The organism is Pseudogemmobacter bohemicus, from assembly GCF_003290025.1.
Taxonomy (GTDB): domain Bacteria; phylum Pseudomonadota; class Alphaproteobacteria; order Rhodobacterales; family Rhodobacteraceae; genus Pseudogemmobacter; species Pseudogemmobacter bohemicus.
On the sequence record NZ_QNHG01000008.1, the window covers coordinates 10,529 to 30,852 of the forward strand.

The window sequence follows — 20,324 nt, forward strand, 5'->3', positions numbered from 1 at the left end:
GGGCCAAGTAGCATCCGCTTCAGCCCGCGCCGCCCGTGAGAGGCCATACAGATGAGATCGCAACCGAGTGCTTCGGCGCGCTCTAAGATAGTATCAGCAGGCGTGGCATCAGGCACATGCAGGGCGGTTGCAGAAACGCCCGCATGTCTCGCACGCTCTGCGGCGGCCTCAAGGATCCGCTCTGCCGTTTCGCGCTGCGCCTGATCATAGCCCTCGAGAACCGCCGCTGGCGTGTATGCCCCTGCCCCCATCGCCGCTGCTGCAATCGGGAAGGGCGGCGTCACAGTCAGGATCGTCACCGCAGCGCCGATGCTGGATGCAAGTGCAATGCCATGCTCAAGGCCGAGGCCCGCGTTCTCAGAGCCATCGGTGGTGATAAGGATGTGCTTATACATGAGAAACCTCTTGAGGTTGGGAGGAGGGATGCGAGGCCGCTTTTCGCGCCGCGCCGCGATCATTGCGGATCGGATCGGCGAGCAGCCGCAACCCGTTTAGCACCACCAGAACCGTGCCCCCTTCATGGCCGATGACGGCAAGCGGCAAAGGCAGCTCGAAAAATAGCGCCGAGACCACCAGAAGCACCATCATCGCCAAGGCAAAGCCGAGGTTCTGCCGGATGATCCGGTGGGTACGCAAGGCCAGTGTCCGGGCGGCGGCAAGGCGGGTCATGTCCTCGGACAGAAGCGCCACATCTGCGGCCTGCAGCGCCACTTCGCTGCCCGCAACCCCCATGGCGACGCCGACATCCGCCCGGGCAAGGGCAGCGGCATCATTCACCCCGTCGCCGACGAAGGCCGTCCGGCCCTTTTCGGCAAGCGCGGCAACCAGTTTGACCTTGTCTTCCGGCAACAATTCGGCGTGGATCTCCGCATCGGAAAAGCCAAGCTCCCGTCCGATCCGCTCGGCGACCGGGCGGCGATCCCCGGTCATCAGGGCCAGATGCGCCACCCCCGCCGCACGCAGTTGCGAAAGCCCGGCGGCAGAGCTTGGCCGCGGGCGGTCTGCCACCGTAACACCACCGATCAGCTGCGCGCCGCGGCCGATCCAGGTGACGGTTTGGGCAGAGGCCTTCAGCCGCTGAGCCCCGGCGGTATCGGCACGTGCCCCCATCCGCTCCAGCATCCGCTGGTTTCCGGCCCAGATCGGCCCCTCTTCGTCGATCCCGGTGATGCCTTCACTCGGATGGGTCACCACATCCCGAATGGCGGCGGGGGCAAGCCCCTCGGCCTCTGCCCGGCGCCGGATCGCGGCGGCGATCGGATGCTCGGACTGCGCCTCCAAACCCGAGAGCAGCGCCAGCATGCGCCCCTCGGGGATCTCTGAGGTGAGGTCGGTGACCTCTGCAACTCCGGTGGTCAGGGTGCCGGTTTTGTCAAAGGAAAAGCTCTTCACTTCTGCCAAGGCTTCAAGCGCCGCGCCACCTTTGAACAACACGCCGCCCCGTGCCGCAGCCGCCAGCGCCGACAGCATGGCGGCGGGCACCGAGATCACCACGGCGCAAGGGCTTGCCGCCACCAACAGCACCGCAGCGCGGTAGAGGGCGTCGGAGGCGGAAGCCCCCATCCCCCAGAGAACAACAAACGCCAGCGTGGCCCCCAAAAGCACGGCCACGGTGTAGCGCTGCCCGAACCAGGCGCTGAAGGTCTCGGACGGCGCGCGGGCGGCTTGGGCCTCGGTCACCATGTCGATCATCCGCGCCACGGTGCTGCTTTCGACGGTGGCGCTTGCGCGCATGGTCAGCACGGAATTGAGGTTGACCGTCGCCTCGAAAAGCTTCGCGCCGGGCGCCTTCGAGACGGGCATCGACTCTCCGGTGATCGTCGCCTCGTCGACCGTGCCTTCGCCGGTGACAAGCACGCCATCCACGGGCACGCGCGAGCCCGGACGCAGGACAAGCAAATCCCCCTCGCGAAGCGCCACGACGGGGATTTCCTCTGTCGCGCCCGTGGCGCTCAGCCGCAGCGCAGTCTCGGGGCGCAGCGCCATCAGCGCCTCGATCGCGCGGCGGGCGCGGCCCATAGCGCGATGCTCCAGCGTGCCCGAAATGCTGAAGAGTGTGAGGAGAACCGCCCCCTCCAGTGGGGCGCCTACCGCAAGCGCGGCCAAAGCCGCGATGATCATCAACAGGTCGATGTCGAGCACGTGGTCCTTGAAAAGTGCACCAAGCGCGCGCAGCCCCGTCGGAAGCCCGGCCGCAAGATAGACAAGTGCAAGCCCTGCCGTGAGCCAGATCCCCGGCAGCACGAAGGTGCCGAAGAAGGCGGCCGCCATGCCGAAACTCGCCGCGAGCGTGAGGGGAAGCATGAGGCGTTCTTCAAGACTTACAGGGGCGGTGCTGGGCATAGGAAGCTTCCTGTGTTGACACGCATGCGGCGGGTTCGGCGCATGAGGAGCCGATCATTCATTCCGTCCAACGTCGGCTATGACCCAGATCAATTGCAATGATCCGGTTCACCCTACATTGTTACCGGAAGTTTAAGGAAGTCGATTGCCTCGTCAGCGTTTCAATCCATCGAGCGCGGATGAGCGGTGAAGCTTTGGCGCGGCCTGGAATCTACAGGGTCAGATCGACAGTATGAAATTGGAGCGGGACGGCCATGACCTATCAGTCAGCCCATGAAGAAGTGCATTTCGTCAACCGCAGCGGTTGGTTGCGGGCCGCGGTGCTCGGCGCCAACGATGGGATCGTCTCGATCTCGGCGCTCATCGTGGGCGTGGCGGTCGCCAATCCTTCCGCAGAGGCGGTGTTGATTGCAGGCGCCGCGGGATTGGCCGCCGGGGCGATGTCGATGGCGGCGGGGGAATATGTCTCGGTCAGCTCACAATCGGATATTGAAGGTGCTGACATCGCCCGTGAGGTGCAGGCTCTGCGCGAGACACCCGCGGAGGAGGAGGCGGAACTGGCTTCTATCTGGGAGAGCCGAGGTCTCTCGCCCGCGACGGCAGCGCTTGTCGCGCGCGAGTTGACCGAAGCTGACGCGCTTGGGGCCCATGTGCGCGATGAACTCGGCCTCTCTGAGGTGCATAGCGCCAATCCCTTACAGGCTGCCTTTGCCTCTGGGCTCACGTTCACTTTGGCCGGGGCTGTGCCGATGGTTGCTGCGCTCGTCTCACCCGCAGAAACTGTCGCCGTCGTGGTTACTGTGACAACGCTGCTCGCGCTTGCCGTTCTCGGGGCTCTCGGGGCTTGGGCCGGCGGAGCCAAGTTGTTGCGACCGACACTGCGTGTGGTCTTCTGGGGCGGTGCCGCGATGGCAGTGACCGCCGCTATCGGGAAACTATTTGGGGTCGCGGTTTAGGCAGGCAGGGGGGCTATCCCCCTTCTTGGGGATCGGGGGAAAGGTATTTTAGAGTTCAAAAGGGCCCGGTTTAACGGCTCTGGCATTGTCGAAGATTTGGTTGATGAAACTGCTGCCTCTCTATCAGCGGCGGAGGTTTGGGGGATCGCCAGCCTGCGCAAGCCCATAGCTGAGGCCCTTGCCAATCCGGTGCGCGAGGGCTGACCAATTGCGGGCCTGATCTATTGTGAGGTTAGCAGCCAGCACTTTATCAAAGAGGTCCAGCCATATTGGAAACATCTCAGCGCGTATGTCTCCTGCCTCTTTGTGAACGAACATGGGGTTTCCATCGTAGCCCTGTTCGCGCAGGATCGCGTTACGCCAGAAAGACATGATCCTGCTTTCATGCTCTGACCAATCCGTGACGTGCCGTGCAAAAACTGGCCCAAGAACTGGATGGTGGCGAATGTCTGCGTAAAAGCGCGCGACCACCACGCCGATTTCTTCGGCGGTAATGTCAAACCTACGCGCATTCATACTGGCCCCCTTTCACCGGCCTCTGTGTTACGAGTGTTTCCTCTGCGCATGGCTTCTAACGTGGCCCGGCCATCATAAGAATTATGAACTCACATCAGAGAGTGCCAGATCCATTCATCGGATCTTGGCGGCCCGATGTGTAGCGGAATTTTCGCTGAGCTATGGTCGAAAGTTGGTGACGCTTGATCAGGCGGCGGTTTGAAGTTGACGGAGGCCGTCGCGGAACTCAACCCCCTATATGATTTCTGGGAGGCGGTGGTGGCCGTCGAGTTTTCGCCATTTCTTCTGGGCCGACATCATCAGCTTGAAGGCCATGGCCGTTTGATCTGGTTCAGGTGAACGTCGAACTCCTGCGCCAGCTCGATCATGGTCTTCTCGCCCTTGATCGCGGCTACCGCCACTTTCGCCTTGAAAGCCGGGCTGTGGTTCCGGCGCGGTCGTCTTGCCATGGTCTTCTCCTCGCTCGCAGCATCATGCTGCCGTTACGCGGAAAATCCACTTATCCCGGCTGTTCAGATTCCCGCAGCCGCCTCTTCCATGACCAGACTAGACGAAACAGACCGACGTATTCTGCGCGCATTGCAGAAAGATGGTCGGATGCAGAAGATCGAACTGGCAGCCCAGGTCGGGCTTTCGCCCTCGCCCTGTCTGCGGCGCGTCAAGGCGCTAGAAGAAGCTGGTGTCATTCAGCGCTACGTCGCGGTACTTGACCCGGCGGAAATCGGGATGGGCATGACGGTCTTCGCCCGTGTCTGGCTGACCGGGCAGGATGTCGAAACCGTCAACCACTTCACCAATGCCGTCAGCGCCCTGCCGCAAATTGTCGAGTGCCACCTGATGGCGGGCGATTGCGACTTTCTGCTGCGCGTTGTGGCCCGCGATCTCGATGACTATCGCCAGTTCCAGATCGATCATCTGACCCGGATCAAGGGTGTTCAGAATGTAAAATCCGACATCCCTATGCAAAAGATCTAGCTCACCTCTGAACTGCCGCTCTGACGCGGTCATAGACTCCTCGCTTTATAGTGTGCGGCAGGGCGGCAGTGTCGCATGGACAAGGTGGCAGTGGAAAACTACCATGATGGTATGCTTCGTCTGCTGATGATTATTGCCGCCTTGCTCACTCTTGTGCTGTCACCCGTTGCGGCGGCGGCGCATGAGTTCCGCATGTCCGGTGGCAACGACCAGCACGCGGCACTGCATGACGACGGTCATTCTGCAGTAATTTGTGAGGACCAAAGCGACTGCGCTGTCGATGTGGCCGTATGCAAGGCAGTATGCCTCGGCCTCTCGGTCCCCCTCCCTGTTCTGGCCGATGTATCGCAGTACTCCCCGAGGACAGATGTTTACGTCTCGGGGCCAGGCACCGACTTCCGGGAAACCCTTCCCGATGAGGACAGTCGCCCTCCCATTTCCTCTCTCCTGTGAGTGACCGGCAGGGGATTCCTGCCGTTTTCCCTTTCTTGCAAAGCGGGATCACATCCCGAGGAGAGATCATGCCTTTCGTATCCAGACGCGGCTTCCTTGTCGCAGGTGCTGCCATGGCAGCCGCATTTCAATTCAACTCCCGCGCCTTTGCGCAAGGGGAGACCGCTCTCGGGCTTTCTGCGACCACGCGAAGCCTGGACATCAACGGGCGCGCGGCGACGGTCTTTGGCCTGACCGGGCCGCAGGGCTCAGGCCTTGTTCTGAACCCCGGCGAGCGCTTCAGGGTGGATCTGAGCAACGATCTGCCGGTGCCGACGATGATCCACTGGCACGGACAGATCCCTCCGAATGCACAGGACGGGGTGCCGGACGCGCCGATGGCAGCGCTCTCGCCCGGCGAGAAGCGGAGTTACGACTTTGCGCCGCAGCCAGGAACCCACTGGATGCACAGTCATATCCCGATCCAAGAAATGCAGTTGCTTGCAGCGCCGTTGATCGTGCGCCGCCCCGAAGATGTCCGTGCCGACAGGCAGGAGGTTGTGATCCTGCTGCATGATTTCTCGTTCAAGTCCCCCGAAGAGGTCATGGCGGAAATCACCGGCGGACATGGGGCCAGTCACGGCGCGGGTCACGGGACGCCGGCGCCGGTGCAGGGGATGGACCACGGCGCCATGGACCACGGCGCCATGGGCAACGGCGCCATCGGGGGCATGCAGCATGGCAGCATGTCCGGCATGGAGATGGATCTCAACGACCATGACTGGGACGCCTATCTGGCCAATGACCGCACGCTTGCCGATCCCGAAATCATCCAGGTCGAGCGCGGTGGCAGAGTGCGGCTACGAATCATCAATGGCGCTGCGGCAACCGTCTTCTGGATTGATACCGGCACGGTCGCAGGGCGGCTTGTGGCGGTCGATGGCCATGACATCCGGCCGCTCGCGGGAACCCGCTTTGGCGTGGCCATGGGCCAACGTCTGGATATCGAACTTGATCTGCCCGGTGAAAGCGCGGCCTGGCCGATCCTCGCGCTCAGGGAGGGTGCACGCGAGCGCACCGGCATCGTGCTCGCCGCCCCGGGGGCCAGCATCAGCCGGATCGCCGGAATGGGCGAGACAGAAGCCGCAGCCTTCGACGTCGATCTGGCGCAGGAAGGTCAACTGCTTGCCCTTGACGCCCTGCCGTCCCGGTCGGTCGATCGCAGCCATATGGTGATGCTGGGCGGGACCATGCAGCCCTATGTCTGGACCATCGACGGCGCGGTGTGGGGCGGTCACCGCCCGATTGGCGCCAGAAGCGGTGAGCGTGTCGAGTTGATGTTCCACAATATGTCGATGATGGGTCACCCGATGCACTTGCACGGCCACAGTTTCCAGGTCGTGGAAATCAATGGGCGACGCATGGCAGGTGCGCGGCGCGACACGGTCTATGTTCCGCCGATGTCGATGGTGACTGTTGCCGTCGATGCCGGTGAAGCCGCGAACTGGATGCTGCATTGCCACCACATGCCGCATCTGGCGACAGGCATGATGACGGAATTTGCGGTCGAAGCGTGAGGCGTGATCTTCTGATCGGCGGGGCTGCGCTGCTGAGCATTCTGGCCGGGGTCGGGGTCTTTCTTGCCCCCGACCCACGGCCAGACCCGACTGTATCCCGCGGGCGGGAAGTCTACGCTGCAAACTGCGCGGTCTGCCATGGCCAGCAGCTTGAAGGCCAACCTGACTGGCAAAGCCCTGCCGCCAACGGCCGCCTGCCTGCTCCACCGCATGATAAGACCGGGCATAGCTGGCATCATTCCGATGCCTTGCTGCTCTCCATCATCGCGCTCGGCACCGCCGCAGTCGTCGGAAACGGCTACGAAAGCGACATGCCAGGCTTCGCGGGTGCCCTGACGCCCGAGGACATGGAAGCGGTGCTGGCATTCATCAAAAGCACATGGCCAGAGCGTGAGGCCAAGTATCAGCGCCGGGTATCAGGCGTTGAATAACGAGACGGTCGTCGGACGCAAACAGATCGCATCAGTCTCGGCGAGGGCCCGGCTGTGTCGGGCAAATCCGGCGCAATGAACCTTAAACGGAAACTGGATATGAAGTCACAAAAAATGCCGTGGGTCTGCGCGAGGTGGCTGGCGGCCTTGTCCATGTAGATCGTATTCCAGAACGTGATGGCGGCGATGACGAGGTTGAGCGCCATGGCCCGCTTCTGTTGGGCGGCATCAGAGCGATCATGAATGCGCCCTTGTGAGTGGGCAAAGACGGCCCGAGCCAGCGAGTGTCGCGCTTCACCCTTGTTGAGGCCTGCGTGGCATTCCATGCGCAGGTCGGCGTTTTCGATCCAGTCGAGCATGAAGAGCGTGCGCTCGATCCGGCCGATTTCACCCAAGGCAAGGTAGAGCCGGTTTTGCTGGCGGTACGCTCCAAGCTTGCGCAGGATTTCAGACGGTTTGAGAGACTTGTCGCGGATGCTGGCGGCGAGACGCATGATGTCACCCCAATGCTGCCGGATCACTTCTTCGTTGATGGGCTTCCCGATGAGGGATGACAGGGTGGGCCACGCCTTCGCGCTTCCGAAGCATGCCAGCCGCCGGTCGGGAAAGTCGCGCAAGCGCGGGGCGAATGTCATCCCCAAGAGATGGAACAGGGCGAAGACGTGGTCCGATACGCCACCGGTATCTGTGTAATGCACAAGAGGGTCGAAGCTGGCCGGATTGCTCAGGAGGCCATCAAGCACGAAGGGGGCTTCGCCTGCGGTCGCCCCGATGACACTGGAATGGAACGATCCGTACTGACCCGACAAGAAGGAGTAGATCTTCAGGCCGGGATCGGGTCCGTATTTGGCGTTGATGAGCCCACTGCCACGATTGGCAGCGAAGAACTGCCCATCCGATGAGCTGTGCTCCACCGCGCCCCAGTGCTGCGCAAAGGGCAGGCCATGATGGGCGTCGACGATACGGCCCAAGGCATCCGCGAATGTCTCCGGCCGAAGGTACCATGTCTGCGCCTACGTGGCCATGACGCGCGCACGTGGGCAGACAGAGGTGTTTGTTGGGAAGGATCAGGCATCAGGATTGCCTGCCCTCGCAGAACAGATGAGCCGACAGTCGGATCGAGGGGCGACATTGCGATATGTGGTCGAAAAGGAACGGCTGAATGAGCAAATTCTCTCACCTGAGCGAGGTTATGAGCGTGAAATCTGAAGTATAGACTGAAGCATGAAAGGCGCATTGCATGCCATCATGCATTAAATGCTATGGAATAAACCTTCACACTGTTCCGCTCTTTTTCCGGCAAACGTTCCGTTCTGGGAAACGCGGGCGATATGAAAAATACGTAGCGATGATGTTCAGTGCGACCAGCCAACTTCGTCAGATCATTGGCGAGCTTACGGTTGTTTTCGGGGCGCACAGCAGCGAACGTCTCAGCACCGACAATACCGGGTGCGAGGCTTTCCACATCGAGCGTCCCTTTTGGTGCGTGCGCTCCAGGTGCGAGCCTGAACCCTTCCGCTTCTGGATGCCATTGCATCAAAAGATCAGCCGCCTTCACCGCAGCAAGATAGGTGAAGGTCTGATTCACTTGCTCGATAATATTCAATGGCCGATCTTCCAATGGGTGCGACCCGATCGGCTCAAACTTAAGGAATTCCATCGCTTCGAGGGGCGTGCGTGGAAGCGCTGCGAGCGCGCGACGCCTGATGACAATCCCCGGTGTTGGTCCGGTCAACGCGCTCAGCTTCATAGCCTTGGTTGATGACCCCGCTCGGTTCAGCCGGACATCGGATGTGGGCGCTTTTCTTGGGTTGACGCCAAAGCGGCATCAGTCTGGCGAGATGGATTGGTCGGGCCGCGTTTCGAAATGCGGTGACGGTGCAATGCGCGGGCTACTCTTCGAGGCGGCGTCATCCGTGATCCACCAGGTGAAACGTTTCTCGCGGCTCAAAAGCTGGGCCGTGCGACTGGCCGGCCGTCGCGGCTTCCGCAAGGCGGCGGTCGCGACGGCCCGCAAAATCGCCGTGCTGATGCTGACGATCTGGAAAAATGGAACCGACTATCAATGGACAAATGAGGCCACCGCCTGATCTGAGTTCCCGCCCCTGAAGCGGGGAGCGCAGTCCCAACGGGACGGAGGTTGATCGATCTCGCTGTAGAGCATGGGATGGCTAGGCGCCACACCCCGCACAAGACATTGGAGACGATCCACCGCCGAAAACCATCATGAGGCGCTCAATGCGACCTCGGAGAGAACCATGACCCCGGACGGACACAACCCCACGCTTGACGAGGCCGCAATCAGAGAACGCTCTACAGCCGGTGGAAGCGGTGGAGCGAGAAAGGCATCTTCGCCCGGATGATGGCAGGTCTGGCCGCTGAGCACGGCGAAGAGAAGACCGTGATGATCGACGCGACATATCTCAAGGCCCATCGAACGGCGACCAGCATGGCCGCGAAAAAGGGGGGCGTGGTCGTCTGATCGGTCGAACCAAAGGCGGCATGAACACCAAGCTGCATGCCATCTGCGACAGTCAGGGACGACCGATCGACCTGTTCGTCACCGCCGGACAGGTCAGCGATTACATCGGCGCACGCGCATTGCTCAGCGGCCTGCCAAACGTCAAATGGCTGCTCGGGGATCGGGGCTACGATGCTGACTGGTTCAGAGAAGCTTTGCAGGACAAGGGGATACGCGCCTGTATCCCAGGCCGGAAGAAACGCAAGACACCGGTCAAATACGATAAGCGCCGATACAAGCGGCGCAATCGCATCGAGATCATGTTCGGAAGACTCAAAGACTGGAGGCGTGTCGCCACCCGATATGACCGGTGCCCGAAGGTCTTCCTTTCGGCGATCGCCCTCGCCGCCCTCGTCATCTACTGGTTATGAATCCTGACCCTAAGCTGCGGAATAGCTCGTAAAGACCTCGCTGCTACCATCCCGGCGGATCAAGAACACATCATAAGCTTCACGCTGATCTTCTGGGCCCATTCCAGGCGACCCATAGGGCATGCCAGGAACAGCGAGACCGACAGCATCTGGCCGTTCAGCCAACAGGCGGCGGATGTCGGCGACCGGCACGTGCCCTTCGATCATGTAACCCTCAATCTCGCCCGTGTGGCACGATATCATTCTTTGCGGGATGCCGTTGTCCAGCTTGTGACGCATCATAAGAGTCCCAAAGCTCCGCTCCTCGGTGACGCGAAAGCCCTCCTGCCTAAGAATGGCGACCCAGGCGCGACAGCAGCCGCAATTAGGGTCTTTGAGAACGTGGATTGTTGGTGCAACTTGCGCAAATGCCGCAAGCGGCGCGGCGCTGGCAATGCCAGCGACGGCGGTCAAAATTTGGCGGCGCGTTATGTGCATCGCATTTCTCCTTTTGGATGGCATGTCTTGTGCGGGCCTTGGGTTGCGCAGTTGGGCGAACGTGCTGTCGAAGCCCTTTGCGGATGGTATGCCGGACATCGTTTATCTCCCCGTGATATTTCCCTCGCGTTGGTCTTGTACCTGATGTCCCGGCTTACCTTTCGTCGCGCGAAAGCCGTCCCAGAACAGCAGTGCCACCCCACAGAAAATCGCCACGTCAGCGAGGTTGAAGGACGGCCAGTGGTATGTTCCGAAATGAAAATCCAGAAAGTCAGGGACCGCCTGATAGCGCAGACGATCAAGGATATTGCCAAGCGCGCCTCCGATGATCAGACCGAGCGCCGCACCTGTCAGCCTGTCCGGAGCCTTCCACAGCCAGATCAGCAGCCATGCCACGACCACGGCAGCAAGTGCGACCAGACCCCACCAGGGTACGACCCCGCCGAGCATACCGAAGCTGACCCCATCGTTCAAAACCCGCACGAGGTTGAGAAAGGGCAGAACCTCGACCCCGTTCTCAAGCGCCGGGGAGTTCAGGGCAAGAGCCTTGGTGCCCTGATCAACACCAAACGCGGCGATGGCGCAAAGCCCACCGAGAACGCGGCTGTTCATGCCACCGCCTTCAGATCGGCCCGCGCGTCGCGGATGATCGCCCATGACGAGTGCAGGAACAGTCCGGCGATCCCGAACGCGACGATAAGATCGGGCCAAGCGCTGCCCAGCCAAACCACTAGCCCAGCGGCGATAACGACTGCGGCGTTGCCGATGGCGTCGTTACGCGAGAAAAGCCAGACAGCGCGCATGTTCGCATCGCCCTTGCGGTACCGCAACAACGGCAGCACGGAGATGACATTTATCACAAGAGCAATCAGGCCCAGAATCCCCATCAATGTGGCGTCTGGGGTTGTCGGCTCGAATGCCCTTATGATGGTCGTGCTAAAGACCCCAAGGCCAAGCAGGCCGAGAAAGATGCCCTGGATCAGGGCAGAGCGTGCCCGCCAGAGAAGGCTCCATCCGATGGCAAGAAGCCCCAAGAAAGTGATCGCGCCATCGCCGATGAAATCCAGCGCGTCGGCCTTCACCGCCTGTGACCCGGCAATAAACCCACCAATCATTTCCAGAACGCCGTAACCGACATTTAGAATCACGACGATCCAGAGCGCGCGGCGGTAGCCCGGGTCCTGATGGGCCGCACTTTGCTGAAGGTCCTCGTCGCTCTCGATGCGGTCGAACCCATATCCCGTTGTCTCAACGGCTTTTTCAATCTCCGGCAGGCTTGCTTCAGGGACTTTCAGAGTCATGATATGGGTCGCCGCTGATACTTTCACTGCGTCGGGCGCGACACCCGCAGACTGCGCCGCCCGCTCGATCTGGGCGGCATCCTTGGCGCAATCCATTCCGGAAACCCGGTAACGGACGGGCGACGTATCTGCTGTCGATCGGGTGCTTTCGGTGTTGGCCATCGGTGCAATACTCCTGCTAGGGTGAATCAAGAAACAACATATCAGTGAGGAATGATATGGACCAGGTTGTCGCCGACCGCAACACCGGGGCCACCGCCATCGAGCGAAGAGCGAAGCTGTTTCGCGGCTTTGCGGACCCAAGCCGTCTCGCGATTCTGGACGCCTTGTGCGAAGCGCCGTTGGCCGTTCACGAGATCGTGACGCGCACGGAATTATCGCAATCAAACGTCTCCAACCATCTCCGATGTCTTTTGGATTGTGGGCTTGTCGCCAGCGACCGCGATGGACGCTTCATCCGCTACCGTATCAGCAGTCCGCGTATTACAGCTCTTTTGAATGACGTGGACGCCCTTCTCGATGTGGTCGCAGAGGGTGTTGAGGCGTGTGACAATTATTGCGGGGAATAAACGGTCCTTTGCGTGTGTGCTTGGATTCCATGAAAGGTTTGGATCGCAATAATTTAGTCGATCAACGGACGCAGCAACTCCACTGCATCGACATCTAGTGCCACTGCGACCTTTTCTAGGGTCAGGATTCATAACCAATAGATGACGAGAGCCGCGAGGGCGATGGCTGAGAGGAACACCTTGGGGCATCGGTCATAGCGGGTCGCGCCCAGATCGGCCTGAACAAGGGCGAAGCCCATCACGCCCTCAAGAATGCGCTGCGTATTGGCCGCCAAGGTGAAATTCGCGACCGGACAACCGAAGGCCAACATTTCAGGATGGCCGGGCTGAACCTGCTCACCACCATCATTATCTACTGGAACACCAAGCACCTCGGTCAGGCTGTCGCCATCCGCCGCCGTAATGGGTTGGATTGCTCACCCGACCTGCTAGCGCATATCTCACCCCTCGGATGGGCCCACATCCTGCTCACTGGCGAATACAGGTGGCCCAAAAGATGATCAAACCACCTTAGCGTAGTATTCTGCACTCTCCGGCATCAGACCCCAAATATGCACCGCGACACCAAGGAGGTTTTCGGCGCGACGTCGGGTACGGATCAGGTCAATGTCGTCCCGGCTCAGCAGATAATGGCGGATCAAAGCATCAGGATCCGTCAGCACCTCGAAGAGGTCTGCATGCGCGCGGGAAGAAAGTAGTCGGCGGGCCATAAAGTGTCCTCAAAACGTAGTTGCAAGTTTGAAGACCTCGAATATTATAGAGACCAATAAAAAGACAGATTTGCTGCGCCAATTCAGGATCACAGCGATCACGTGAAGTCAGGCTACAAAACGGTCGTTTTGGAGACACCATGCCACGCACCGGCGACATCCTCGGATACGCAAGGGTCTCAACCGCCGACCAAGACCTGTCCGGCCAAAAAGACCGACTGCTGCAACACGGTGCCATTCGCGTGTTCGAAGACGTGATCTCCGGCAAGACGTTCAACCGGCCCGGTCTGGCGGCCTTGCTTGATCAGGCCAGGCCCAACGATACTCTCGCTGTCATCCGCCTAGATCGCTTGGGCCGCTCGCTCAAAGAGCTTCTGGAATCCGTCGATGACCTCAAGGCCAGAGAGATCAATCTGATCAGCCTTGAGGAGCGGATCGACACGACATCCGCCGCTGGCGAACTCGTATTCCACGTCTTCGGGGCCATTGCGCATTTCGAGCGCCGCCTGATCTCAGAGCGCACCAAAGACGGCCTGATCAACGCTCGAAAGCATGGCCGCACCCCGGGGCGGCCGCCATTGCAGCCCGAGACAATCTCAGCCCTTCAAGATCTCGTCAGCGCCGGAAAATCCGTCGCCCAGGCCGCAAAACACCTCGGCATAGGCAGATCAACAGCTTACAAGGTGATCAGAAACACCACGCCATAAGCCATGTTTATGCTTCGTTCTTCCTTAGCGTGGTTCTACGAAGAAACCTTCCGATGGGGCCAGGTGGCTTGAAATGGTCACCCCGGCCGTTCGACCGGCCGTTTTGGTTGGCGTTTTTCCCCAGGGTCGTCATGAGCGCACAGGGCTCAGTCTTTCCCTCTTTCCGGCCTCTTCGACCGTGGGTTCTGCGGATCAGTGGCACGCTCTGATCGCGCTTCCTGCCCTGTCCCTCTTCCCGGTAGAGCGCTTGGGCGGCAGGTGCCGATCCGGCGTCCCGGCCGTATCCAATCTGATGCGTCGACTTCCCCGTGGCCCGCAGGTCGGGGAAGGGCGCGCACTGGCCTGTTCACGGCTAGGGCGATCATCGCCGGTGGTTGCCTGTCGGGCCTTCCTGCCGGTACCTTCAGGATCGCCGCTGTCTCCTGTCTCTCTGGGAGTGACGGGACCGCTCGCATGCGTCCTCTGTGATGGGCTGATCTGGCCGAAGACCAGCGCGCAAGCGCGCTTCGACGTTTCGGCGCAACAGCGTCGTTGAACTTTCTTCCCCTGCCGGCGGTGCCGTCATTCCTCGCGAAGCAAGAAAGTCCTGCCTGTGCTGTCGAGGTCCCGGACGGGACTGCGCCGGCCGTCGTCTCCGGCCTGTCGATCGCCATCGAGGCCGCAATGGAGCGGACTCGAACACGAGAGAATGGAGACAGACAATGGCGACCATCGGCACCTTCAAGAAGACCGGCAACGAATACACCGGCGAAATCGTCACCCTGAGCGTTCAGGCCAAGGGCGTGCGCATCGTCCCCGACCTGCGGGCCACGGGTGAGAACGCACCTTCGCACCGGATCCTGGTCGGGCGCGCGGAGATCGGCGCCGCCTGGTCGAAGCGCTCTACCGAGGGCCGGGACTATCTGGGCCTGAAGCTGGACGATCCGAGCTTTGCGCACCCGATCTACGCCAACCTCTTCGACGACGAGGACGGTGAGGGCTCGAGCCTGATCTGGTCGCGCCCCAACAGCCGCCGAGGGGAGTAATCCCCCCAACCAGGGCCCCGGTCGAAAGGCCGGGGCCTTTGGCGCTGCCGGTGCCCGACGGCTTTCGGGCGGACCGCGGATCAGGCGTTCACGTCATCCTCAAAACGCCGGATTCGGGCGAGAATGTCATCGAAAGTCGGCGGCTTCGTATCGAACATCATGGGCGCCATGGCCCTGTAGTCTACTCGCAGATCCTTGATCCGATCCTCGCCGGGCAGAAGTCGCAACGTGCCGGGCCTGGCTAGGTCATAGTTTGCCCATGCCGAACGGAAGAAGATGGCTTTATGCTGCGCCACCTGCGCCAACAGCTCGCAATCGCGCGATGCAGCGGCCCCTTCTTCGGTCTCGAGCAGCATGGCCAGATCGTAGAAATGTCGGGAGAAATACTGCGGTGTCGGCGATCCGGCAGGGCGATGGGCCTCGGCATGGAGTGCGGTCGCCTTTTCCCAGAAGGTGCGCCGGGCAGACAGGACGGTGACCCTGGTGTCAGGCGCGTCGAAGAAGTCAGGGTAATCTTCAGCCGCATAGGGCCGGATCACCTTCGCCTCAGTTGGCCAGGGGTCTCCGCGCGCCCCGAGTTCGAGCTTCACCCGGGGGGTGATGTAGGACATTCCCGCATAATCCGTGCCGCCGAAGGCCGGGGGATAGTGGAAATTCACCGTCTGCGCGTCATTCGGGTCTATCTTGAGTGACCAGCCGCCGTCGGCGGGATTGCCCAGATGGCGCGCGAATTCCGTTTGCAGGGCGGGAAGCAGCCGTTCGGCAACATGCGTTTCGACATCCGTCACCAGATCCGCAATCAGCCTCGCCGCCTTATTCTTTCCAAGCCCTTCCTGCTCAGGGTCCCGTTCGCCGCCATATCCCAGTTCTGTCCGGTCAAAGGACAGGTCGATATCCTCGGAGAACCGACGGATCGCGTCATAGGCCTTGGACAGCGAGGTGCCGCCTTTGAACACCAGTGACGCGGTTTCCCCGGGCGGCAGCGAGAAGACCCGCCGTAGGGTCCAGCAAACCCAGAAGTCCTTCTCGATGATCGTGTTGGCGACGCCGCGGCCAGCGGCGGTTTCCCCAAAGAGAGCGGCACGGTCAGAGGCCGACAGGCGGGCAACCTTATCCAAGCGCGGCTCCCACCCCGGATCCTGAAGGCTTTGGGTCGGCAATCGAGAGCAGGGTTGCCCGCATCCACGCCGGTGCCTGCGTCGCATTCCTGGCGAGGAGCTTCTTGTCGCTGGCCGAGAGGTGACGGCTGGCCGCGTGCATCACGTCAGAGGCCCGTGCAGCACCTACATGGCGCAGGGCCTGAACGACCGTTCCGGCCGGGCTGCCGGGGGCAATCAAATGTTTGGGCGACGTATGGCGAAGATCGATCACCCGCTTCCCGAGCACAACACGGCGCGAAGGCCCATCCGTCAGCCAACGGCTCTGCGCCGCGACCTGCGTCGAGAGGCCGAGCGCGTTGGCAGCCTGTGGGCCGTCAATCTGCAGGTTTGATCCTGTTTCGCGCGCGAGGGCATTGGCCACATCGTTGGGTGAAGGACTAAGGGCCCCGAGCTTCGGATGGGTTTTGGGGAAGTCATAAAGGCCGCGGGCGAGACGCCGGAGGTCTCCGGCCTTGGTCAGCCGCGACAGCGCCTGGTCCACCGCGCCACGGGTTGCCACGTCCAGAAAGTCGCTGGGCGTGAAGACGCTGCCGCGTCCGCTTGCGCGGACACGCTTCATGATCCGATCGGGAACAGAGGCAGATACAGTCTTCATGTGTCAGAAAATAGGCTATGTTTTTCTTCCAATCAAGTGCGCGATGCACGGAGCTATATCTCTTGTGCGGACTGAGATTATCGCGGTCGCGGACAGGGGCGGTGCGAGCGGTGTGCTCGGCTGGGCGCGAAGGGGCCGGGCTCGGCACTTGCGCCCAGTGCCAGGGGGCTGTCAGGCATCCGTTGGAAGCCACCCTATTCATCGTCGGCGCGGCGCAGATCTGTGATCTGGCCTGTAACACGTCGATACCCTTGATCAGCGAAGCGCCAAGGCCGGCGGCAGCGGAGGCATGCCGTCACGGGATAAGGCCCCTGTCAGAGCCAATGCCCCATCCCCGCTTCCATTCGCAAACCTTGGTCCGATCCGTCTCTTTGAAATCAACCCATAAAGGGTCGGCTTGACGCTTTGCGTGCCGCCCTCGGGGGTTCGGCAAAAGACCGAACGCCCTCGGGTGATTGCAGATCCGGTCAGACACTTCGGGCGCCTGTCGAGCGGGGGATGGTCCCTCGTCTCTAAAGACAGGAGCCAGTCCCATGTCCAAGAAGGATGCCACCGCTTTTGCCGCCAGCCTCGCCGCCACGCTGATGGTCTCGATCGTCGTGTTTCAGGCCGGCGATGGCAGCCATGCCGCCATGCCCGCCGATGAATATGATGGCGATGAGACGCTCATCGCCCTCGAGATCGACCCCTGGCAGTGAGGCGCGCAAGCGCCTCACCCCCTCCGGGCGGCCTGCGCGGCGGGCCGCGCCGTCCACCGGGGTCGCGCGATCACCCGCCTGTGGCGCGCGCCGCGCAACGGAGCCGGGATGAACCCCGGCGCGGGAGAGGTCGAGGAGGGATCCGGGAAGCGCGAGCCTTCCGGTCCCAGAGAGAGCGCCGGTCGGCTTCACCCGTCCCTTTGCTCTCAGGAGAAATCCTATGACCTACGATATCGCAGCCACCCCGGAAGCCAGCCTGGCGGCCGCCATGGCGCAGTTTGATGTCTCGCAACTAGCGCATCAGACGCTCAGCACGACCGCAATGGCGCAGAACAAGGAGACGCTGTTCGCGGCCATGCGCGCCGCCGGGATCACCGAGATCATCGTCACCTTCGACGGCGCCGGCGACAGTGGGCAGGTCGAAGACATCGATGCCCGCCGTGGTGAAACCGTAGTGCCGATGCCGGACACCGCGATCACCCTCGCACAGGTCAGCTGGGGCATCAGCGAGATTTCGACCAGCAGCATGTCGCTGTCCGAAGCCGTCGAAACCCTGGCCTATGACCTCCTCTCCGACAGCCATGGCGGATGGGAGAATTGCGACGGCGCGTTTGGCGCGTTTCATTTCGACGCCGAGGCCGGGACGATCCTGCTCGACTACAACGAGCGGTTCACCTCGTCCGAACAGTTCAACCACAGCTTCTGAGGGCGGGGAACATGGCACATCCCTATCATCACGCCCTGTCCTCAGTGAAAAAGTGGGGTGGCGTGGTCGAGGATTACATCGAGCTGCATAGCTGGTGCCTCGAAACTGATCCTTGCCGACTTTAGGCCCTACCGCGTTCACAGTTCTGCGCGCCGCTGCCCGCGCCTTCCATCCCACTATCCGCAAGGATCCTGGCCTCAGGCTCGCCCGGCGGCGTTTCTACCGCCAGATGCTGGCCGCCCATGCGGCCGCCACGTCCTCGGTCATCTGACCGTTTCCCTCCGTAATCCCGACCAGGCCCGGCCTCGCGCCGGGCTTTCCATTTCTGACAAGGAGCCTGTCATGGCCGACTACTTCACCCATTTCTCTTGCCTGCTCGATGCGGGTTCGCCTGAGAATGCCGCCAAGGCGATGGCGCTGTTCCACCGCCTGCGCGCCGAAGAGGCGGATGCCGACGAGCTTGCGTTCAACGGCTTCGATCTTGTCCAGCAAGACGGGCCGAGCGGCTCGCAACTCTGGATCCATGATGATGATCAGGGCGACGTCGAGGGCGTCATCAACTTCGTGCTGCGCCTTGCCGAAGAGCTGAACCTCACCGGCCTCTGGGGGTTCGACTATGCCAATACCTGTTCTCGCCCCAGGGTCGAGGCTTTCGGTGGCGGGGCGCATGTCATCGACCTTGGCGCACGCAAGAGCATCGGCTGGATCAGCACGCATGAATGGCTGAACGCCGTTCTGAATGGCACGGACATCGACGCCGTGGAGGCGGTCGCAGGATGAACACCACGGTCCCGATCACCCCCGCTTCTCCCTCCTGGCATCTGCCCGTTATCGAATTTGGGCGCAGCGCCGACGGCCTGCTGGTCAGCCATGCCGACAACCTCGGCCGCGCGCGTCTGCTGCGCGGCAGGGAGGGAGAGCTGGGACGGGGTAAAGCGACGGGTCATGAGGTGGGAGAGAGGCTTCCGCTGCCCGTCGTGGAGACACCGCGATGACCTATTCTGGTTCAACTGAACGGTTTCGATCCGCCGGGCGGGTGCTGATCAGCCAGGCCCTTGCGCAGCTTCAATTGGCGCAGCGCTATCCTCTGACCGTAAGCTGTTCCGGCGAGGCGCGCTATCTCGATCCCGAGCTCGAGCAGTGGGCCTTCGAGCGCAGCGTCGATCTCGGCACCTGTGACAGCCTTGTGGATGCGATGATGCTGGTGTCAACGCGCCTTGGAAGCGGCGACGTTGCCTGTGGCGATGATCCGGCGCTCGGCTTCACGCCGCAGATGATCGCGGTGCTTGATGCGGAACATGGGTTGGTGCTCGCTGGCGAAGTCTCAAACCGGCACGTGACCTGGTGCCAGCCCGTCGCCAGCGATACTGAAGCGCGGGCGGTGGTTACCCTGGCCTGCCGCCAGCGGGCTGAAGCGCAGCATCTCACCGATTTGGGCAGACATGCCGAAGCCAGTGGTTTGCGCAGGCAGGCTGCCGCGACCGAAGGGCGCCTGGTCGATCCGTTCTGGCGCGATGCTGCACAGCTCGCGCTTCTGCAGCGGAGGGCTGCGTGATTCCTTAAATTATCGGGATCACGATCCATTGCTTCGATGAGCTGCTGGAGGTCGCCAAGGATAATGCCCCCAGCTTCGTGGGCGGATCTGCTGCTTCAAATGCTCGTAGCCCCGCCTCCATCAAGTGCTATCAGATCGATCAAAAGGCGGGAAGCGGACGTCCGTTGTGCCTAAGAGGAGCGGCAGCTAACTGCAGGAAGCAGACGCAGTCATACTGAAATCCCGATACGTTCGAAGAACGCTCGATTGCGCGACTTGGCGGACTCGAGAATGTCTTTGAAAGACGAAACCTCTATGAAAATCGAATAGGAAGAATCCCACGAATAGTAGGTGTTTGAGCCCGCCCTTCGGTGGAAGTTCCCGAGAGCCTTCATCACATCACGCAGCCTCGGCGTTACATCCGCGATGATGTGACACATGAACGGCGTAGTTTCTTCGATAGAGCGGATAGGGGTCCCGTCGTACTTGATCGCTTCACCGGCCTTTCGCATGTCTTCAACATACTTTCGGACTTGCGTTATGGGGTTTTTCTCCAACGTGTAGTTGTCAATTTTCGGGCGCTTGAACTCCACGATGGTGATGGGGGACGATTTGTCTTCATTTTCGAAGGCAAGGCCAAGGTCGAAAACAGAGACGTCCGGCCTATCCTTCGGGTGATCAGGATCTGACACCTGTCTTTCCATGCGAGTGTCAGAACCC

The 20,324-nt window shown here is 61.3% G+C and carries 25 protein-coding genes and 5 pseudogenes; 17 read left to right on the forward strand and 13 right to left on the reverse strand.

The annotated features are described in order from the left end of the window. Both DRF71_RS26045 and DRF71_RS26050 read right to left on the reverse strand, forming a co-directional pair. On the reverse strand, positions 1 to 395 hold a 395-nt coding region (locus DRF71_RS26045; RefSeq protein WP_157971301.1), incomplete at its 3' end, for a universal stress protein. Continuing rightward, positions 388 to 2,304: a heavy metal translocating P-type ATPase gene (locus DRF71_RS26050; protein WP_232831699.1), complete on the reverse strand. Its 1,917-nt coding sequence runs from the start codon at positions 2,302 to 2,304 to the stop codon at positions 388 to 390. The genes DRF71_RS26050 and DRF71_RS26045, both read right to left, overlap by 8 nt. A 293-nt stretch (positions 2,305 to 2,597) precedes the next feature. Between DRF71_RS26050 and DRF71_RS26055 the strand changes: the two genes are divergently transcribed. Continuing rightward, the gene (locus DRF71_RS26055; protein ID WP_112313387.1) at positions 2,598 to 3,299 is read left to right on the forward strand and encodes a VIT1/CCC1 transporter family protein; all 702 of its coding nucleotides are present in this window, start codon (positions 2,598 to 2,600) and stop codon (positions 3,297 to 3,299) included. A 123-nt stretch (positions 3,300 to 3,422) separates the two neighbouring features. Here the strand turns inward: DRF71_RS26055 and DRF71_RS26060 are convergent, their stop codons facing one another. Both DRF71_RS26060 and DRF71_RS26065 read right to left on the reverse strand, forming a co-directional pair. Next, on the reverse strand, positions 3,423 to 3,815 hold the full coding sequence (locus DRF71_RS26060; RefSeq protein ID WP_020952701.1) for a group III truncated hemoglobin: 393 nt from the start codon (positions 3,813 to 3,815) through the stop codon (positions 3,423 to 3,425). 323 nt (positions 3,816 to 4,138) lie between these two features. Then, positions 4,139 to 4,264: pseudogene (locus tag DRF71_RS26065) on the reverse strand (IS3 family transposase); the annotation flags it as partial. Here DRF71_RS26065 and DRF71_RS26070 point away from each other — a divergent pair. The 4 genes from DRF71_RS26070 (at position 4,263) to DRF71_RS26085 (ending at position 7,230) form a co-directional block, all read left to right on the forward strand. Further along, positions 4,263 to 4,790 (forward strand): Lrp/AsnC family transcriptional regulator, encoded by a 528-nt coding sequence (locus tag DRF71_RS26070; RefSeq protein WP_198672399.1) that lies wholly within the window; start codon positions 4,263 to 4,265, stop codon positions 4,788 to 4,790. The pseudogene DRF71_RS26065 and the gene DRF71_RS26070 overlap by 2 nt on opposite strands. A gap of 75 nt (positions 4,791 to 4,865) precedes the next feature. After that, positions 4,866 to 5,243 carry a hypothetical protein gene (locus tag DRF71_RS26075; RefSeq protein ID WP_112313388.1) on the forward strand — a complete coding sequence of 126 codons (378 nt, stop codon included), beginning with the start codon at positions 4,866 to 4,868 and terminating at the stop codon, positions 5,241 to 5,243. Positions 5,244 to 5,311: 68 nt separating this feature from the next. Then, positions 5,312 to 6,799, forward strand: a complete 1,488-nt coding sequence (locus DRF71_RS26080) for a multicopper oxidase family protein (RefSeq protein WP_112313389.1) — start codon at positions 5,312 to 5,314, stop codon at positions 6,797 to 6,799. Positions 6,800 to 6,810: 11 nt separating this feature from the next. Continuing rightward, complete coding sequence (locus DRF71_RS26085) at positions 6,811 to 7,230, forward strand: c-type cytochrome (protein ID WP_456300098.1); 420 nt, start codon at positions 6,811 to 6,813, stop codon at positions 7,228 to 7,230. Positions 7,231 to 7,340: 110 nt separating this feature from the next. Here DRF71_RS26085 and DRF71_RS26090 read toward each other — a convergent pair. Both DRF71_RS26090 and DRF71_RS26095 read right to left on the reverse strand, forming a co-directional pair. Beyond that, positions 7,341 to 8,243, reverse strand: a pseudogene (locus tag DRF71_RS26090) (Tn3 family transposase); the annotation flags it as partial. A gap of 233 nt (positions 8,244 to 8,476) precedes the next feature. After that, a complete protein-coding gene (locus DRF71_RS26095) occupies positions 8,477 to 8,980 on the reverse strand; it encodes a hypothetical protein (protein WP_164615052.1) in 504 nt (167 codons plus the stop codon). Here DRF71_RS26095 and DRF71_RS29650 point away from each other — a divergent pair. Beyond that, positions 8,919 to 9,320, forward strand: a pseudogene (locus tag DRF71_RS29650) (transposase); the annotation flags it as partial. The gene DRF71_RS26095 and the pseudogene DRF71_RS29650 overlap by 62 nt on opposite strands. A 215-nt stretch (positions 9,321 to 9,535) precedes the next feature. Further along, positions 9,536 to 10,122, forward strand: a pseudogene (locus DRF71_RS26105) (IS5 family transposase); the annotation flags it as partial. A 9-nt stretch (positions 10,123 to 10,131) separates the two neighbouring features. Here DRF71_RS26105 and DRF71_RS26110 read toward each other — a convergent pair. The 3 genes from DRF71_RS26110 to DRF71_RS26120 form a co-directional block, all read right to left on the reverse strand. Beyond that, positions 10,132 to 10,599 carry a DUF411 domain-containing protein gene (locus DRF71_RS26110; RefSeq protein WP_112313392.1) on the reverse strand — a complete coding sequence of 156 codons (468 nt, stop codon included), beginning with the start codon at positions 10,597 to 10,599 and terminating at the stop codon, positions 10,132 to 10,134. A gap of 102 nt (positions 10,600 to 10,701) precedes the next feature. Beyond that, the gene (gene lspA, locus DRF71_RS26115) at positions 10,702 to 11,256 is read right to left on the reverse strand and encodes a signal peptidase II (RefSeq protein ID WP_456300096.1); all 555 of its coding nucleotides are present in this window, start codon (positions 11,254 to 11,256) and stop codon (positions 10,702 to 10,704) included. Next, entirely contained in the window at positions 11,208 to 12,062 is an 855-nt protein-coding gene (locus DRF71_RS26120) for a cation transporter (protein ID WP_037298733.1), read from the reverse strand. Before DRF71_RS26120 ends, lspA begins: the two co-directional genes overlap by 49 nt. A 56-nt stretch (positions 12,063 to 12,118) precedes the next feature. On the opposite strand from DRF71_RS26120, the gene DRF71_RS26125 reads away from it, so the two are divergent. Together DRF71_RS26125 and DRF71_RS26135 are read left to right on the forward strand one after the other, a co-directional pair. After that, positions 12,119 to 12,469, forward strand: coding sequence for an ArsR/SmtB family transcription factor (locus DRF71_RS26125; protein WP_112313393.1), 351 nt, complete (start codon positions 12,119 to 12,121; stop codon positions 12,467 to 12,469). Positions 12,470 to 12,672: 203 nt separating this feature from the next. Next, a pseudogene (locus tag DRF71_RS26135) lies at positions 12,673 to 12,969 on the forward strand (Tn3 family transposase); the annotation flags it as partial. On the opposite strand, the gene DRF71_RS26140 reads toward DRF71_RS26135, so the two are convergent. Further along, the gene (locus DRF71_RS26140; protein WP_232831701.1) at positions 12,970 to 13,179 is read right to left on the reverse strand and encodes a DUF4158 domain-containing protein; all 210 of its coding nucleotides are present in this window, start codon (positions 13,177 to 13,179) and stop codon (positions 12,970 to 12,972) included. A gap of 140 nt (positions 13,180 to 13,319) precedes the next feature. Between DRF71_RS26140 and DRF71_RS26145 the strand changes: the two genes are divergently transcribed. Both DRF71_RS26145 and DRF71_RS26155 read left to right on the forward strand, forming a co-directional pair. Further along, positions 13,320 to 13,886 carry a recombinase family protein gene (locus DRF71_RS26145; protein WP_028094410.1) on the forward strand — a complete coding sequence of 189 codons (567 nt, stop codon included), beginning with the start codon at positions 13,320 to 13,322 and terminating at the stop codon, positions 13,884 to 13,886. A 701-nt stretch (positions 13,887 to 14,587) separates the two neighbouring features. Then, complete coding sequence (locus tag DRF71_RS26155; protein WP_088233866.1) at positions 14,588 to 14,911, forward strand: DUF736 domain-containing protein; 324 nt, start codon at positions 14,588 to 14,590, stop codon at positions 14,909 to 14,911. An 80-nt stretch (positions 14,912 to 14,991) separates the two neighbouring features. Here DRF71_RS26155 and DRF71_RS26160 read toward each other — a convergent pair whose 3' ends face one another. Together DRF71_RS26160 and DRF71_RS26165 are read right to left on the reverse strand one after the other, a co-directional pair. Beyond that, positions 14,992 to 16,029 carry a nucleotidyl transferase AbiEii/AbiGii toxin family protein gene (locus DRF71_RS26160; RefSeq protein ID WP_112313394.1) on the reverse strand — a complete coding sequence of 346 codons (1,038 nt, stop codon included), beginning with the start codon at positions 16,027 to 16,029 and terminating at the stop codon, positions 14,992 to 14,994. Beyond that, positions 16,022 to 16,630 carry a DUF6088 family protein gene (locus tag DRF71_RS26165; RefSeq protein ID WP_112313395.1) on the reverse strand — a complete coding sequence of 203 codons (609 nt, stop codon included), beginning with the start codon at positions 16,628 to 16,630 and terminating at the stop codon, positions 16,022 to 16,024. The genes DRF71_RS26160 and DRF71_RS26165 overlap by 8 nt, the downstream gene beginning before the upstream one ends. Before the next feature lie 569 nt (positions 16,631 to 17,199). Between DRF71_RS26165 and DRF71_RS28305 the strand changes: the two genes are divergently transcribed. From DRF71_RS28305 to DRF71_RS26185, 6 genes are all read left to right on the forward strand, one after another. After that, positions 17,200 to 17,364 carry a hypothetical protein gene (locus tag DRF71_RS28305; protein ID WP_169742256.1) on the forward strand — a complete coding sequence of 55 codons (165 nt, stop codon included), beginning with the start codon at positions 17,200 to 17,202 and terminating at the stop codon, positions 17,362 to 17,364. A gap of 220 nt (positions 17,365 to 17,584) precedes the next feature. Next, entirely contained in the window at positions 17,585 to 18,070 is a 486-nt protein-coding gene (locus DRF71_RS26170; RefSeq protein WP_112313396.1) for a DUF6878 family protein, read from the forward strand. 11 nt (positions 18,071 to 18,081) lie between these two features. Next, entirely contained in the window at positions 18,082 to 18,195 is a 114-nt protein-coding gene (locus tag DRF71_RS29570) for a DUF6915 family protein (RefSeq protein ID WP_456300097.1), read from the forward strand. A gap of 217 nt (positions 18,196 to 18,412) precedes the next feature. Then, positions 18,413 to 18,850, forward strand: coding sequence for a hypothetical protein (locus DRF71_RS26175; protein WP_112313472.1), 438 nt, complete (start codon positions 18,413 to 18,415; stop codon positions 18,848 to 18,850). Further along, positions 18,847 to 19,065, forward strand: coding sequence for a hypothetical protein (locus DRF71_RS26180; RefSeq protein ID WP_112313397.1), 219 nt, complete (start codon positions 18,847 to 18,849; stop codon positions 19,063 to 19,065). The genes DRF71_RS26175 and DRF71_RS26180 overlap by 4 nt, the downstream gene beginning before the upstream one ends. Then, positions 19,062 to 19,625, forward strand: a complete 564-nt coding sequence (locus DRF71_RS26185; protein ID WP_157971292.1) for a hypothetical protein — start codon at positions 19,062 to 19,064, stop codon at positions 19,623 to 19,625. Before DRF71_RS26180 ends, DRF71_RS26185 begins: the two co-directional genes overlap by 4 nt. 209 nt (positions 19,626 to 19,834) lie before the next feature. Here DRF71_RS26185 and DRF71_RS26190 read toward each other — a convergent pair. Then, positions 19,835 to 20,324: hypothetical protein (locus DRF71_RS26190; protein ID WP_232831702.1), on the reverse strand; the 490-nt coding region annotated here is incomplete at its 5' end.

Bases quoted from the DNA above. Each gene is read 5' to 3' on its own strand.
- DRF71_RS26050 (WP_232831699.1), bottom strand. From the start codon at position 2,304: ATGCTTCCCCTCACGCTCGCGGCGAGTTTCGGCATGGCGGCCGCCTTC.
- DRF71_RS26055 (WP_112313387.1), top strand. From the start codon at position 2,598: ATGACCTATCAGTCAGCCCATGAAGAAGTGCATTTCGTCAACCGCAGC.
- DRF71_RS26060 (WP_020952701.1), bottom strand. From the start codon at position 3,815: ATGAATGCGCGTAGGTTTGACATTACCGCCGAAGAAATCGGCGTGGTG.
- DRF71_RS26070 (WP_198672399.1), top strand. From the start codon at position 4,263: ATGGTCTTCTCCTCGCTCGCAGCATCATGCTGCCGTTACGCGGAAAAT.
- DRF71_RS26075 (WP_112313388.1), top strand. From the start codon at position 4,866: ATGGACAAGGTGGCAGTGGAAAACTACCATGATGGTATGCTTCGTCTG.
- DRF71_RS26080 (WP_112313389.1), top strand. From the start codon at position 5,312: ATGCCTTTCGTATCCAGACGCGGCTTCCTTGTCGCAGGTGCTGCCATG.
- DRF71_RS26095 (WP_164615052.1), bottom strand. From the start codon at position 8,980: ATGAAGCTGAGCGCGTTGACCGGACCAACACCGGGGATTGTCATCAGG.
- DRF71_RS26110 (WP_112313392.1), bottom strand. From the start codon at position 10,599: ATGCACATAACGCGCCGCCAAATTTTGACCGCCGTCGCTGGCATTGCC.
- lspA (WP_456300096.1), bottom strand. From the start codon at position 11,256: ATGGGCGATCATCCGCGACGCGCGGGCCGATCTGAAGGCGGTGGCATG.
- DRF71_RS26120 (WP_037298733.1), bottom strand. From the start codon at position 12,062: ATGGCCAACACCGAAAGCACCCGATCGACAGCAGATACGTCGCCCGTC.
- DRF71_RS26125 (WP_112313393.1), top strand. From the start codon at position 12,119: ATGGACCAGGTTGTCGCCGACCGCAACACCGGGGCCACCGCCATCGAG.
- DRF71_RS26140 (WP_232831701.1), bottom strand. From the start codon at position 13,179: ATGGCCCGCCGACTACTTTCTTCCCGCGCGCATGCAGACCTCTTCGAG.
- DRF71_RS26145 (WP_028094410.1), top strand. From the start codon at position 13,320: ATGCCACGCACCGGCGACATCCTCGGATACGCAAGGGTCTCAACCGCC.
- DRF71_RS26155 (WP_088233866.1), top strand. From the start codon at position 14,588: ATGGCGACCATCGGCACCTTCAAGAAGACCGGCAACGAATACACCGGC.
- DRF71_RS26165 (WP_112313395.1), bottom strand. From the start codon at position 16,630: ATGAAGCGTGTCCGCGCAAGCGGACGCGGCAGCGTCTTCACGCCCAGC.
- DRF71_RS28305 (WP_169742256.1), top strand. From the start codon at position 17,200: ATGTCCAAGAAGGATGCCACCGCTTTTGCCGCCAGCCTCGCCGCCACG.
- DRF71_RS26170 (WP_112313396.1), top strand. From the start codon at position 17,585: ATGACCTACGATATCGCAGCCACCCCGGAAGCCAGCCTGGCGGCCGCC.
- DRF71_RS29570 (WP_456300097.1), top strand. From the start codon at position 18,082: ATGGCACATCCCTATCATCACGCCCTGTCCTCAGTGAAAAAGTGGGGT.
- DRF71_RS26175 (WP_112313472.1), top strand. From the start codon at position 18,413: ATGGCCGACTACTTCACCCATTTCTCTTGCCTGCTCGATGCGGGTTCG.
- DRF71_RS26180 (WP_112313397.1), top strand. From the start codon at position 18,847: ATGAACACCACGGTCCCGATCACCCCCGCTTCTCCCTCCTGGCATCTG.
- DRF71_RS26185 (WP_157971292.1), top strand. From the start codon at position 19,062: ATGACCTATTCTGGTTCAACTGAACGGTTTCGATCCGCCGGGCGGGTG.